Annotated in this window: 13 protein-coding genes; 5 read left to right on the top strand and 8 right to left on the bottom strand. The window is 73.5% G+C overall.

Annotated features, from left to right (window positions below; all coding sequences use genetic code 11):
- The gene (afsQ1, locus tag Sdagh_RS15145; RefSeq protein WP_024883374.1) at positions 1 to 678 is read right to left on the bottom strand and encodes a two-component system response regulator AfsQ1; all 678 of its coding nucleotides are present in this window, start codon (positions 676 to 678) and stop codon (positions 1 to 3) included.
- Between the two features lie 233 nt (positions 679 to 911).
- On the opposite strand from afsQ1, the gene Sdagh_RS15140 reads away from it, so the two are divergent.
- Positions 912 to 1,694 (top strand): SigE family RNA polymerase sigma factor, encoded by a 783-nt coding sequence (locus tag Sdagh_RS15140; protein ID WP_190076769.1) that lies wholly within the window; start codon positions 912 to 914, stop codon positions 1,692 to 1,694.
- Positions 1,695 to 1,925: 231 nt separating this feature from the next.
- Here the strand turns inward: Sdagh_RS15140 and Sdagh_RS15135 are convergent, their stop codons facing one another.
- Positions 1,926 to 2,630, bottom strand: a complete 705-nt coding sequence (locus Sdagh_RS15135) for a uridine kinase family protein (protein ID WP_189417513.1) — start codon at positions 2,628 to 2,630, stop codon at positions 1,926 to 1,928.
- An 80-nt stretch (positions 2,631 to 2,710) separates the two neighbouring features.
- Here Sdagh_RS15135 and Sdagh_RS15130 point away from each other — a divergent pair, with 80 nt between their 5' ends.
- Positions 2,711 to 3,118: a hypothetical protein gene (locus Sdagh_RS15130; RefSeq protein ID WP_189417511.1), complete on the top strand. Its 408-nt coding sequence runs from the start codon at positions 2,711 to 2,713 to the stop codon at positions 3,116 to 3,118.
- A gap of 54 nt (positions 3,119 to 3,172) precedes the next feature.
- Here Sdagh_RS15130 and Sdagh_RS15125 read toward each other — a convergent pair whose 3' ends face one another.
- From Sdagh_RS15125 to deoC, 3 genes are read right to left on the bottom strand one after another with little or no spacing between them, the layout of a single operon-like run.
- Positions 3,173 to 4,084: an aldehyde dehydrogenase family protein gene (locus Sdagh_RS15125; RefSeq protein WP_189417509.1), complete on the bottom strand. Its 912-nt coding sequence runs from the start codon at positions 4,082 to 4,084 to the stop codon at positions 3,173 to 3,175.
- Complete coding sequence (locus Sdagh_RS15120; protein WP_189417506.1) at positions 4,077 to 5,513, bottom strand: aldehyde dehydrogenase family protein; 1,437 nt, start codon at positions 5,511 to 5,513, stop codon at positions 4,077 to 4,079. Before Sdagh_RS15120 ends, Sdagh_RS15125 begins: the two co-directional genes overlap by 8 nt.
- Before the next feature lie 5 nt (positions 5,514 to 5,518).
- On the bottom strand, positions 5,519 to 6,496 hold the full coding sequence (gene deoC, locus Sdagh_RS15115) for a deoxyribose-phosphate aldolase (RefSeq protein ID WP_190076770.1): 978 nt from the start codon (positions 6,494 to 6,496) through the stop codon (positions 5,519 to 5,521).
- 112 nt (positions 6,497 to 6,608) lie between these two features.
- On the opposite strand from deoC, the gene Sdagh_RS15110 reads away from it, so the two are divergent.
- A complete protein-coding gene (locus Sdagh_RS15110; protein ID WP_189417503.1) occupies positions 6,609 to 7,292 on the top strand; it encodes a PH domain-containing protein in 684 nt (227 codons plus the stop codon).
- A gap of 180 nt (positions 7,293 to 7,472) precedes the next feature.
- Here the strand turns inward: Sdagh_RS15110 and Sdagh_RS15105 are convergent, their stop codons facing one another.
- The 3 genes from Sdagh_RS15105 to Sdagh_RS15095 form a co-directional block, all read right to left on the bottom strand.
- Positions 7,473 to 9,104, bottom strand: coding sequence for a phospho-sugar mutase (locus Sdagh_RS15105; protein ID WP_190076747.1), 1,632 nt, complete (start codon positions 9,102 to 9,104; stop codon positions 7,473 to 7,475).
- Between the two features lie 116 nt (positions 9,105 to 9,220).
- Positions 9,221 to 10,045, bottom strand: a complete 825-nt coding sequence (locus tag Sdagh_RS15100; RefSeq protein ID WP_189417497.1) for a purine-nucleoside phosphorylase — start codon at positions 10,043 to 10,045, stop codon at positions 9,221 to 9,223.
- 80 nt (positions 10,046 to 10,125) lie between these two features.
- Positions 10,126 to 10,563 (bottom strand): gamma-glutamylcyclotransferase family protein, encoded by a 438-nt coding sequence (locus Sdagh_RS15095; protein WP_189417494.1) that lies wholly within the window; start codon positions 10,561 to 10,563, stop codon positions 10,126 to 10,128.
- Positions 10,564 to 10,647: 84 nt separating this feature from the next.
- Here Sdagh_RS15095 and Sdagh_RS15090 point away from each other — a divergent pair, with 84 nt between their 5' ends.
- Positions 10,648 to 12,096: an NAD(P)H-quinone dehydrogenase gene (locus Sdagh_RS15090; RefSeq protein ID WP_189417492.1), complete on the top strand. Its 1,449-nt coding sequence runs from the start codon at positions 10,648 to 10,650 to the stop codon at positions 12,094 to 12,096.
- 133 nt (positions 12,097 to 12,229) lie between these two features.
- A complete protein-coding gene (locus Sdagh_RS15085; protein WP_190076748.1) occupies positions 12,230 to 13,207 on the top strand; it encodes a DeoR/GlpR family DNA-binding transcription regulator in 978 nt (325 codons plus the stop codon).
- Positions 13,208 to 13,387 lie beyond the last annotated feature (180 nt).

Raw genomic sequence — 13,387 nt, 5'->3', positions numbered from 1 at the left:
TCACTGAGGCGGGTCCAGCCGGTAGCCCACGCCCCGCACGGTACGGATCAGCGTCGGGGACGACGGCACGTCCTCGACCTTGGCGCGCAGCCGCTGCACACAGGCGTCCACCAGCCGCGAGTCGCCGAGGTAGTCGTGCTCCCACACCAGCCGCAGCAACTGCTGCCGGGAGAGCGCCTGTCCGGGCCGCCGGCTCAGTTCGAGGAGGAGGCGCAGCTCGGTCGGCGTGAGCTGGAGGTCCTCGCCGTTCTTGGTGACGGTCATCGCGGAGCGGTCGATGACCAGGCTGCCGAAGGTCGCCGAGTCGCTGGACTCCCTCTCCCCGCGCCGCAGTACGGCCCGGATGCGGGCGTCGAGGACGCGTCCCTGCACCGGTTTGACGACGTAGTCGTCGGCGCCGGACTCCAGGCCGACGACCACGTCGATGTCGTCGTTGCGCGCGGTCAGCAGGATGATCGGCAGCTGGTCGGTGCGCCGGATGCGCCGGCACACCTCGAAACCGTCGATGCCGGGCAGCATGACGTCCAGCACGATCAGGTCCGGCCGTTGCTCGCGCAGCAGCTTCAGACCGTCCTCACCGCTGGCAGCCGTGGCCACCCGGTGGCCCTGGCGCGTCAGAGAGAGCTCCAGGGCCGTGCGGATGGCGTCGTCGTCCTCGATCAGCAACAGGGAAGGCACGGGCTCATTCTGGCCTATGGAGGGGCCGGGGTTCGACGGGGTGGGCGGTCGAGCGGGTTCTCCTGCCCCGGGATTCTGTGCCGGGCCTGTGGTTCCGGCCTGACCGGCCGCTGTGACAGGTCTGTGACAGTCGGCGGACACGGCGATGAAGTGGCGTCGGCAGGATTCTCGGCACAAGCACGACAGCGGGACCGCAAGCCGGACACCGGGAACTCCACGACGGGGGGCGCATGATGAACACGCTGACTCGCACCAGCACCAGCGCAGTGATCACGCGTCTGCACGACGTGAACGGGGCCTGGGGCCGTGAGAAGTCCGGCCCCGACGGGGGTACCTCCCACGCGGGTCTGTTCGAGCGTGCGGGAGGGCGGGGGTGCGCTCGCGGGACCGGGCGTCAGCATCCGGCGGCGTACATGTCGGTGGTCGACGCGAGGACGGGGGAGTCCCAGGGGGGGACGGCGCACGGGGAGGAGCCGGGGGAGCGACGCTCGCTGTCGGAGGCGGAGTTCACCGCCTACGTCCAGGAGCGCCGCGCCTCCCTGTACGCCACCGCCTATCACCTGACCGGTGACCGCTTCGAGGCCGAGGACCTGCTGCAGAGCGCGCTGTTCTCGACCTACCGGGCGTGGGACCGGATCAGCGACAAGGCGGCGGTCGGCGGTTACCTGCGCCGCACCATGACCAACCTGCACATCAGCGCGTGGCGCCGCCGCAAGCTGAACGAGTACCCGACCGAGGAACTGCCGGAGACGCCCGGCGGCACGGACGCGATGCGCGGCACCGAACTGCGCACGGTCCTGTGGCAGGCGCTGGCCCGGCTGCCCGAACTCCAGCGCACCATGCTGGTCCTGCGCTACTACGAGGGCCGCACGGACCCGGAGATCGCCGGCATCCTCGGCATCAGCGTCGGCACGGTGAAGTCGAGCATCTGGCGTTCGCTGCGCCGGCTGCGCGACGACGAGGTCCTCAGCTTCGGCCGGGACCACGAGGACGCCTTCGGCGAACTGGTCGCCTGACCGGCCCGAGGGGGGGCGGAAAAAAAGTAGGGGTCCGGGTGTATCAGGGGGCGGGGACCGGGCTCTTACTCACGGGGGGAACACCACGGGGGACACGGGGGAAAGGAAGAAACGGGGGACACGGGGGAAGTACGGGGGATACGGGGGACACGGGGGAAGAAGCGGGACTGGGGGGCCGGGGGGTCCATCCAGTCCCGCTTCGCCGTGTACGGGCCCGCGGGCGTACGTCCGTCAGGCCGGCGTCCGGGTCGTCGCGCAGCGCCCCGCCGCCGCGGCGGCCAGCCGGCCCATCGCCTCGTCCCGGTCGCAGGCGTGGGCACCGAGCGCGGTCTGGCGGGCCACGATCGACCGCTCCTGGCGCATCAGCCGCCAGCCCCGGCGCAGCAGGAACGGCGCCGACTTGCGGCCCTCCTTCAGATCCCGCAGGAAACGGCGGCGGAAGGTGGTCAGGGGGCCGCGGCTCAGACAGAGCGCGTCGGCCAGGACCCCCAGGTCGCGGCAGCGCGTCACGATCTCGGCGGCGAAGACGCCCTCCGCGATGAACAGCGGTGTCCGCCCGATGTCGACGCTCTCCTCACCGGTGCGCGCGCTGAGCGCGATGTCGTAGACCGGCACGACGGTACGGCCCGTGCGGCACAGCTCCGTGATGGCGGCGACGGCGGTGTCCGCGTCCCAGGAGCCGGGGTGGTCCCAGTCGATGTCGGAACTCCCCGCCACCAGCGGCAGCGTCGGGTCGGTGCCCTCCTTGTAGAAGTCGTCGAGCCGCAGCACCGGGAGGCCGGAGCGGGCCGCGAGGAGGGACTTGCCGGAGCCGGAGGGGCCGCAGAGCAGCACGACTCGGGTGGGTATGGGCGGATGGGAGCTCACGGGAGACCAGTGTGCGGCATCGAACGGCCGCTGTTCGACCCCGCGGGTCGGCTTTGAAGCGCGCGTCACACGTCAACTACGCTTCGCGTCGACCCGATTACTCTCGGCAGTACCGTGACGGTACTCCCCAGCAAGAGGTGGCAGCAGCGATGGCCCGACACGCGTCCCCCCGCACCCCGTCCGTCCCGCGCGCCCTGGTCGCCCTCGCGACCGCCGGCGTGGCCCTGGGGGCGGGAGCGGGAGCGGCCTGCGCCGACGAGACGGAGACGGTCGCGGGCGTGCTGCACGCCCGTCCGTCCTCTCTCGGCACGATCGACCCGCAGGCCGGCCTCCAGGCCACCGCCGCCGCGCTGCCCTACGTCACCGGTCCGGTCTCCGGCCTCAAGCCCAACCCGCTGGCCGGCACGGGCGTCGACCCCCTGGACAACGGCGTCGGCACCCAGGTCGCCGACTTCCAGCCCCTGACGTCGACGGCCCTGACCCGCCCCGTCGCCCAGGCCCCGTCCCTCGGCAGCGTGCCGGTGGTGGGGCAGCTGACAGGGGTGCTGGGCGGCTGACACCGTCGAGGGGCGGGCCGCGCCGGGCGCCCGGACGCGCATCCGGGCAGCGGGTCAGTACGACGACCCGGACACCCCCAGCGCCCCCGTCGGGTGCCACACCGTCTTCGTCTCCAGGAAGGGCGTCATGCGGTCCAGGCCCGGGGTCGCGGTCCAGTCGTCCACAGGGTGTGGACGCAGGACGCGCTTGAGGTTGTCGGCCGCGGCCACCTCCAGTTCCTTCGCCAGGGCCGGGTCCGCGCCCGCCAGGTCGATCGCGTTGACGTCCTGGTGGGCGGCGAGGGCCGGGGCGATCTCCGCCGTACGGCCGGACAGGAGGTTGACGACTCCGCCGGGGACGTCGGAGGTGGCGAGGACCTCGGCCAGGGAGAGGGCGGGCAGCGGGGACCTCTCGGAGGCCACCACGACCGCCGTGTTCCCGGTGGCGATCACGGGCGCGACGACCGAGACCAGGCCCAGCAGGGACGACTCCTGGGGGGCCAGGACCGCCACCACGCCGGTCGGCTCCGGGGAGGACAGGTTGAAGTACGGGCCCGCCACCGGGTTGGCGCCGCCGAGCACCTGGGCGATCTTGTCCGTCCAGCCCGCGTACCAGACCCAGCGGTCGATCGCGGCGTCCACCTGCTCGGCCGCCCTGGACTTCGGCAGACCCTCGGCCGCCGCCACCTCCCGGGCGAACTGCGCCCGGCGGCCCTCCAGCATCTCCGCGACGCGGTAGAGGACCTGGCCCCGGTTGTACGCCGTCGCGCCGGACCAGCCGCCGAACGCCTTGCGGGCGGCGACCACCGCGTCGCGGGCGTCCTTGCGGGAGGCCAGCGGGGCGTTCGCCAGCCACGCGCCCTTCCCCGCCGCGTCAGCGGCTGATGTCCTCGTGGTCACCTCGTACACCCGGCCGCTCTCCGAACGCGGGAACTTCCCGCCGACGTACAGCTTGTAGGTCTTGAGTACGGACAGTCGCTCAGACATCGAGGTACGCCTCCAGGCCGTGGCGGCCGCCCTCGCGGCCGAAGCCCGACTCCTTGTAGCCGCCGAAGGGCGAGGTCGGGTCGAACTTGTTGAACGTGTTGGACCAGATGACGCCCGCGCGCAGCCTGCCCGCCACGGCGAGCATCCGGGAGCCCTTCTCGGTCCAGATGCCCGCCGACAGGCCGTACGGGGTGTTGTTGGCCTTGGCGACCGCCTCGTCCGGGGTGCGGAAGGTCAGCACCGACAGGACCGGGCCGAAGATCTCGTCACGGGCGATGGTGTGCGCCTGGGTGACGCCGGTGAAGACCGTCGGGGCGAACCAGTAGCCCGAGGAGGGCAGTTCGCAGGACGGGGACCAGCGCTCGGCGCCCTCCGCCTCGCCCTGGTCGGCCAGCGCGGTGATACGGGCGAGCTGCTCGGCGGAGTTGATCGCGCCGATGTCCGTGTTCTTGTCCAGCGGGTCGCCCAGGCGCAGGGTGGAGAGCCTGCGCTTGAGCGCGTCCAGCACCTCGTCGTGGACCGACTCCTGCACCAGCAGGCGGGAGCCCGCGCAGCAGACCTGGCCCTGGTTGAAGAAGATGCCGTTCACGATGCCCTCGACGGCCTGGTCGACCGGGGCGTCGTCGAAGACGATGTTGGCGCCCTTGCCGCCCAGCTCCAGCGTGAGCTTCTTGGCCGTGCCGGCGACCGTGCGGGCGATCTCCTTGCCGACGGCGGTGGAGCCGGTGAAGGCCACCTTGTCCACGTCGGGGTGGGCGACCAGCGCGGCGCCGGTGGCGCCGTCACCGGTGACGATGTTGACCACGCCCCTCGGCAGCCCCGCCTGGCGGCAGATGTCCGCGAAGAACAGGGCGGAGAGCGGGGTCGTCTCGGCGGGCTTCAGCACGACCGTGTTGCCGGCCGCCAGGGCCGGGGCGATCTTCCACGCCAGCATCAGCAGCGGGAAGTTCCAGGGGATGACCTGGCCGGCCACGCCGAGGGGGCGGGGGTCCGGGCCGAAGCCCGCGTGGCCGAGCTTGTCGGCCCAGCCGGCGTAGTAGAAGAAGTGCGCGGCGACCAGGGGGAGGTCGGCGTCGCGGGTCTCCCGGATCGGCTTGCCGTTGTCCAGTGTCTCCAGGACGGCCAGCTCACGGCTGCGTTCCTGGATGACGCGGGCGATGCGGAAGAGGTACTTCGCGCGCTCGGCGCCGGGCAGCGCCGACCACGTCTCGAACGCCTTGCGGGCGGCCCGGACGGCGCGGTCGACGTCCTCCGCCGTGCCCCGGGTGTACTCGGCGAGCACTTCCTCGGTGGCCGGGCTGACCGTCTTGACCAGGTCGCCGCCGGCGCTCTCGGTGAACTCGCCGTCGATGAACAGGCCGTAGGACGGCGCGAGATCGACGACGGCGCGGGACTCGGGCGCCGGTGCGTACTCGAAAACAGGTGCCATGGTGATCAGTCCACCGTCACGTAGTCGGGGCCGGAGTAGCGGCCGGTGGCCAGCTTCTGGCGCTGCATCAGCAGGTCGTTCAGGAGCGAGGAGGCGCCGAAGCGGAACCAGTGGTTGTCGAGCCAGTCCGCGCCCGCCGTCTCGTTGACCAGGACGAGGAACTTGACCGCGTCCTTGGCGGTGCGGATGCCGCCGGCCGGCTTCACGCCCACCTGGACGCCGGTGGCGGCGCGGAAGTCCCGGACCGCCTCCAGCATGAGGAGGGTGTTGGCGGGCGTTGCGTTGACCGCCACCTTGCCGGTCGACGTCTTGATGAAGTCGGCGCCGGCCAGCATGCCGAGCCAGCTCGCGCGGCGGATGTTGTCGTACGTCGACAGCTCGCCGGTCTCGAAGATGACCTTCAGGCGGGCGTCCGTGCCGCACGCCTCCTTCACGGCCGTGATCTCCTCGTACACCTTCAGGTACCGGCCCGCGAGGAACGCGCCGCGGTCGATGACCATGTCGACCTCGTCGGCGCCCGCCGCGACCGCCTCGCGCACGTCGGCCAGCTTCACGGCTAGGGAGGCGCGGCCCGCCGGGAACGCGGTGGCCACCGAGGCGACCTTGACGCCGGAGCCGGCGACGGCCTCCTTGGCGGCCGGCACCATGTCCGGGTAGACGCAGACGGCGGCGGTGGACGGGGTGGCGCGGTCGGCCGGGTCGGGGCGGACCGCCTTGGCGCCGAGCGCCCGGACCTTGCCCGGGGTGTCCGCGCCCTCCAGCGTCGTCAGGTCGACCATGGAGATGGCGAGGTCGAGGGCGTACGCCTTCGCGGTCGTCTTGATGGACCGGGTGCCGAGCGCGGCGGCGCGCGCCTCCAGGCCGACCGCGTCGACCCCGGGCAGCCCGTGCAGGAAACGGCGCAGGGTGCTGTCGGAGGCGGTGACGTCGGCGAGTCCCGGTACGGATGCGGTGGACCCCGGTGCGGGTGCGGTGGTGGGCATGGTCACCAGCCGAGCATATCTACGCGCGTAGCGGCTGTACAGCCCCCGGAGCGGCACCGGGCGGGTGAGCCCCCGGGCGGGCGCCGGGCCGGCGTCGGGCACAATCGGCAGCATGACCACCCCGGAGCACCCCCCGCCCGCGCCGCGGCCCCCGGCGCCCGCGTCCCAGGACCGGATCTACCGCTCGTCCGCGGGCATCGCCGGCGGGGTGCTGCTGCTCGCCATCGCGCTGTGGCTCGGCATCGACGCGCTGGTGGCGGGCGAGGGCCGCACCCCGTGGCTGGCGCTCGCCGCCCTGCTGCTCGTGGTGCCGCTGGTGACCGCCTACACCCTGCGGCCTGCCGTCTTCGCGGACGAGGAGCGGCTGCGCGTGCGCAACCCGCTGCGCGTCGTCGTGCTGCCCTGGGAGCGGGTCGGCGCGCTGCGCTCCGGCTACTCCAACGAGGTCGTCGCCGACACCGGCGCGAAGTACCAGCTGTGGGCCGTGCCCGTGTCGCTGCGCGCCCGCAAGCGGGCGGCCCAGCGCGAGGCGCGGCGGACGGCGGCGGACGGCCGGAAGCCGGCCGGGCGGGCCGGCTTCGGGCTCGCCGGCCGGCGGACCGCCGCCGAGGCCGATGACGGGCCGGTGCGGGCCGAGGGCGACAAGGTGATGGACGAGCTGCGCTCCCTGCTGGCGGCCCGGGAGGGGACCAGCGGGACGGCCGGGGGCGAGATCGGCGTCCGATGGGCCTACGAGATCATCGCGCCCGCGGTGGCCGGGGCGGTGCTGCTGGCGGTGCTGGCCGCCACCGGCTGACCGGGTGCCGGGGCGCCCGCTCCTGGGGGGAGGGGCGGGCGGCCTGTGGTGGGTCAGGGTCCGGCTGTGGTGGTCGGGTCGTGTCTGACGGCCGCCGGCCGCCCCCGCCCCCGCCGCCGTGGTCCGGGCCGTGGGCGGTCCGGTGCGGTCGGCGGCGGGGACGACCTGGCCTGTGGTGGGTCAGAGTCCGGCTGCGGTGGCCAGGTCGCGTCTGACGGCCGCCAGCCGGTCCGCCGCCGCGGTCCGGGCCGCGGGCAGCCCGGCGCGGTCGGCGACGGGGACGACCACCTCCAGGTAGCACTTCAGCTTCGGTTCGGTGCCGCTCGGGCGGACGATGACGCGGGCGCCGTCCAGGGTGTACCGCAGCCCGTCGGTGGGCGGCAGCCCGTCCGCGCCGTGCGCCAGGTCCTCGCTGCGGACCACCGGCAGGCCCCCCAGCGCGGCCGGCGGACGCGTCCGCAGCCGGTGCATCGCGTCGGCGATGACGGTGAGGTCCTCCACCCGCACCGAGAGCTGGTCGGTGGCATGCAGGCCGTGGGCGACGGCGAGGTCGTCGAGGAGGTCGAGGAGCGTGCGGCCCTCCGCCTTCAGGACCGAGGCCAGCTCCGTGACGAGGAGCGCCGCGGTGATGCCGTCCTTGTCGCGGACGCCGTCCGGGTCGACGCAGTAGCCGAGGGCCTCCTCGTAGCCGTAGCGCAGGCCCTCGGCGCGGGCGATCCACTTGAAGCCGGTGAGGGTCTCGGTGTGGGGCAGGCCGGCCCGCTCCGCGATGCGGGCGAGGAGCGAGGAGGAGACGATCGACTCCGCGAAGGTGCCGCGCGCCCCGCGCCGCACCAGGTGGGCGGCGAGCAGCGCGCCGACCTCGTCGCCGCGGAGCATCCGCCAGCCGGTGCCGTCGGGCACCGCCACGGCGCAGCGGTCGGCGTCCGGGTCGTTGGCGACGACCAGGTCCGGGGCGGCGGCGCGGGCCGTCGCGAAGGCGAGGTCCATCGCGCCGGGCTCCTCCGGGTTGGGGAAGGCGACGGTCGGGAAGTCCGGGTCGGGGTCGGCCTGTTCGGCGACGAGGACCGGCTCCGGGAAACCGGCGCGGGCGAAGGCGGCGAGCAGGGTGTCGCGGCCGACGCCGTGCATCGGCGTGTAGACGGTGCGGGCCGTGCGGGGCGAGCCGGGGGCGAGCACGGCGTCCGTGCGGGCGAGGTAGGCGTCGAGGACGGCGTCGTCGAGGACGTCCCAGCCGGCCTCCGGGCGCGGTACGTCGTGCAGGGAGCCCACGGCGTCGATCTCGGCGGCGATGTCCGCGTCGGCGGGCGGCACGATCTGGGAGCCGTCGCCGAGGTACACCTTGTAGCCGTTGTCGCGGGGCGGGTTGTGGCTGGCGGTGACCTCCACACCGGCGACCGCGCCGAGGTGCCGGACGGCGAAGGCCAGCACGGGGGTGGGCAGCGGGCGGGGGAGCACGGCCGCGTGCAGGCCCGCGCCGGTCATGACGGCGGCGGTGTCGCGGGCGAAGTCGTACGACTTGTGCCGGGCGTCGTAGCCGACGACGACGAGGCCGCCGTCGTGGCCCTGCTTCCTCAGGTACGCGGCCAGCCCGGCGGCGGCGCGGACGACGACCGCGCGGTTCATGCGCATCGGGCCGGCGCCCAGCTCGCCGCGGAGGCCGGCGGTGCCGAACTGGAGGGTGCCGGCGAAGCGGGCGGTGAGTTCGGTGACGTCTTCGGCGTCGATGAGGGCGGAGAGCTCGGCGCGGGTCTCCGGGTCGGGGTCCTCGGCCAGCCAGGTCCTGGCGGCGGCGATGACATCGGTGTGCACGGGAGTCCTTTCGCTTTCGGTCCGTCGGGGGCGCGCGTTCCCGGGGGCTCCGCGCCCGGAACCCCCGGCCGTCCGGGAGCCCGGCGGGACGGAGCCCCCGGGTGAGGCCGCGGCGACTACAGCCGGCCCAGCACCTGCGTCAGCAGCGAGCCCATCCGGGCCGCCGAGTCCCGCCCGGCCTGGAGGACCTCCTCGTGGTTGAGCGGCTCGCCCGTCATCCCCGCGGCGAGGTTCGTGACCAGGGAGATGCCCAGCACCTCGGCCCCCGCCTCCCGCGCCGCGATGGCCTCCAGGACCGTCGACATGCCGACCAGGTCCGCGCCGATCACCCGGGCCATCCGGATCTCGGCCGGCGTCTCGTAGTGCGGGCCGGGGAACTGGGCGTAGACGCCCTCCTCCAGCGTCGGGTCGACCTCCTTGCACAGCGCCCGCAGCCGCGGGGAGTACAGGTCGGTCAGGTCGACGAAGTTCGCGCCGACGATGGGGGAGGTGGCGGTGAGGTTGATGTGGTCGCTGATCAGCACCGGCTGACCGGGACGCATGCCCTCGCGCAGACCGCCGCACCCGTTGGTCAGCACGACCGTCTTGGTGCCGGCCGCGACGGCCGTCCGCACCCCGTGCGCCACGGAGGCCACGCCGTGACCCTCGTAGTAGTGGGTGCGGCCGAGGAAGACCAGGGCGCGCTTGTCACCGACGGAGTACGAGCGGACCTTGCCGCCGTGCCCCTCCACCGCGGGCTGCGGGAAGCCGGGCAGCTCGGTGACCTGGAACTCGGCGTCGGGGGCGCCCAGGGCGTCCACCGCGGGGGCCCAGCCGGAGCCCATCACGAGGGCGACGTCGTGGGTCTCGGCGCCCGTCAGTTCGCGCAGGCGGGCCGCGGCGGCGTCGGCGGCGGCGTACGGGTCGCCCTGGAGGTCGTCCGGAAGAAGAGATGCGTTCACGCGGACGAGGGTAGCCGCTTTGGGCCTACGCGCGTAGATGGTGGAGGTGACGGGTTCGCACCCGATTCCCCGGGCACCGGTCAGCAGGGCCGTTTGCGCAGTTCCATGACGTAGTCGTGCGGGGCGCCGGCGGATTCGGCGGCGTCGGCCAGCTCCCCGAGGTAGCGGGCCGAGGGCAGGCCGCCCTCGTAGGCGTTCAGGACGTACGTCCAGGCGCCCTCCTCGCCCTCCAGGGTGTGGGCCCGGACCCGGGCGCGGCGGTAGATGTCCAGGCCCGCGCCCTCCCAGCGGTCCAGGGAGTCCTCGTCCATCGGGGCGATGTCGTAGAGGGCGACGAAGACCTGGGAGAACGGGTCCTCCACGAGGGTGGCCAGGGCGCCCTGCCAGCCGAGCTGCTCGCCGCCGAAGGTCAGCCGCCACCCGTTCAGCCAGCCGGTGGCGCGCAGCGGCGAGTGCGGGGCGCGGCGGGACATCAGCCGCGCGTCGAGGTTGCCGGCGTACGCGGCGTAGAGCGACATGGGGAGAGGGTACGGCCTCTTCCGGATCACGGGGGCGTATCGGCCGGGCCCCCGGGGCGGTCGCCGGGCGGGGCGTACGGGACAATGGAGTACGTGACTCGGATCGTGATCATCGGTGGCGGACCCGGCGGATACGAAGCGGCGCTGGTCGCCGCGCAGCTCGGCGCGGAGGTGACCGTCGTCGACTGCGACGGTCTGGGCGGGGCGTCGGTGCTGACCGACTGCGTGCCGTCGAAGACCCTCATCGCCACGGCCGAGGTGATGACCACCTTCGACTCCTCCTACGAGGAGCTGGGCATCATCGTCGCCGACGACACCCCGCCGGCGGAGCAGTCCGCGCGGGTGGTCGGCGTCGACCTCGGCAAGGTCAACCGCCGCGTGAAGCGCCTCGCGCTGGCCCAGTCGCACGACATCACCGCCTCCGTGACCCGGGCCGGCGCCCGGGTCATGCGCGGGCGCGGCCGGCTGGAGGGCATGCAGGCCCTCGACGGCTCCCGCAAGGTCGTGGTGCGCGCCGCCGACGGCAGCGAGGAGACGCTCACCGCGGACGCCGTGCTGATCGCGACCGGCGGCCACCCGCGCGAGCTGCCCGACGCCCGCCCGGACGGCGAGCGCATCCTCAACTGGACGCAGGTCTACGACCTCGACGAACTCCCCGAGGAACTGATCGTCGTCGGCTCCGGTGTGACCGGCGCCGAATTCGCCGGCGCCTACCAGGCGCTGGGCTCCCGGGTCACCCTCGTCTCCTCCCGCGACCGGGTGCTGCCCGGCGAGGACCCGGACGCCGCCGCCGTCCTGGAGGACGTCTTCCGGCGCCGCGGCATGAACGTGATGGCGCGCTCCCGCGCCCAGTCCGCCGAGCGCGTCGGCGACCGCGTCGAGGTCACCCTCGCCGACGGCCGGGTCATCACCGGCTCGCACTGCCTGATGGCGGTCGGCGCCATCCCGAACACCGAGGGCATGGGCCTGGAGGAGGCCGGCGTCCGGCTCAAGGACTCCGGGCACATCAAGACCGACCGGGTCTCGCGCACCTCCGCCCCCGGCGTCTACGCCGCCGGTGACGTGACCGGCGTCTTCGCGCTGGCCTCGGTCGCCGCGATGCAGGGCCGGATCGCCATGTACCACTTCCTGGGCGACGCGGTGGCCCCGCTGAACCTGAAGACGGTCTCCTCCAACGTCTTCACCGACCCGGAGATCGCCACCGTCGGCTACACCCAGGCCGACGTCGACGCCGGCAAGATCGACGCCAAGTCGGTGAAGCTGCCGCTGCTGCGCAACCCGCGCGCCAAGATGCAGGGCATCCGGGACGGCTTCGTCAAGATCTTCAGCCGCCCCGGCACCGGCATCGTGGTCGGCGGCGTGGTCGTCGCCCCGCGCGCCTCGGAACTGATCCACCCCATCTCGGTCGCCGTCGACAACAACCTGACGGTCGAGCAGATCGCCAACGCCTTCACGGTGTACCCGTCCCTGTCGGGATCGATCGCGGAGGTGGCCCGGCAGCTGCACACCCGGCAGGCGGGGGAGCCCGCCTGAAGCCACGCGGTTCCCGGGAGCGAACCCTCGCGTCCGGGGTTCTATACCACTTCGCATGACCCGGTGCGAACAACTTCTGTTATTCGCCGCAAACTGCTGAAAGCAGACGGTCGCTGGGGTTACTGTCAGTTTCGTGTTCGCTGCAGAACGTCGCCAATTGATCCTCGAAATGGTGCGAGCGAACGGGGCCGTGTCGCTCCGTGAACTCGCCCGCGTCGTCCAGACCTCCGAAGTGACCGTACGGCGGGACGTGCGCGCACTGGAGGCAGAAGGACTCCTCGACCGCCGGCACGGCGGTGCGGTACTGCCGGGCGGCTTCACGCGGGAGTCCGGCTTTCCGCAGAAATCCCATCTCGCGACCGCCGAGAAGACGGCCATCGCCGATCTCGCGGCGGGCCTCGTGGGGGAGGGCGAGGCCATCGTGGTGGGGGCGGGAACCACCACCCAGGAGCTGGCCCGCCGGCTCGCCCGGGTGCCCGGCCTGACCGTCGTCACCAACTCGCTGCTGGTCGCCCAGGCCCTCGCCCACGCCAACCGGGTGGAGGTCGTGATGACCGGCGGCACCCTGCGGGGGTCGAACTACGCCCTCGTCGGCAGCGGTGCCGAGCAGTCCCTCCAGGGCCTCCGGGTCTCCAAGGCCTTCCTGTCGGGCAGCGGTCTGACCGCCGAGCGGGGGCTGTCCACGTCCAACATGCTGTCGGCCTCCGTGGACCGCGCGCTGGTCCAGGCCGCCGCCGAGGTCGTGGTCCTGGCCGACCACACCAAGCTGGGCACCGACACGATGTTCCAGACCGTGCCCACCGAGCTGATCACCCGCCTGGTGACGGACGAGCCACCCGGTCACGACGACCGGGCCGGCACCGAACTCCAGGCCCTGGCCGATCAGGGCGTACAGATCGCCGTGGCCGGTGCGTCGGGGGGAGCCGCGGGCCAGGGAAGCCCGGGGGGTGATGCCGGCCCGGCGCGTCAGCAGCGCCGGGACGTGCCCCTTCCCGGCCCGCGTCGCCAGGTCCCCGGCACGGCACCGGGGCTGCGTCCGGCCGCGTCCCTGGGCGACCAGGGCACCGGGCCGGAGCAGCGGGCGAGGGTCGCGGACCTGCGCCGGCGGTAGGGCCTGTCGTTCGGAGCACGCCGCGGACGCGGGGCCTGGCGCGCGCACCTGCCGCGTTGTCGTCACTCGCGGACGCTCCGCGTCGATTCCCTCCTCCGCCTTGCATCCGCACGCACCAGGCCCCGCTCACCGGCGCGAGGAAGGCGCAGCCGCTTCCCCGTGACCTGATCCGAACGACAG

Origin of the sequence: Streptomyces daghestanicus (assembly GCF_020521275.1) — a bacterium.
Taxonomy (GTDB): Bacteria; Actinomycetota; Actinomycetes; order Streptomycetales; family Streptomycetaceae; genus Streptomyces; species Streptomyces griseoviridis.
The sequence above is the reverse complement of the archived record's forward strand: the minus strand, read 5'-3'. Positions and strand labels throughout refer to the sequence as shown.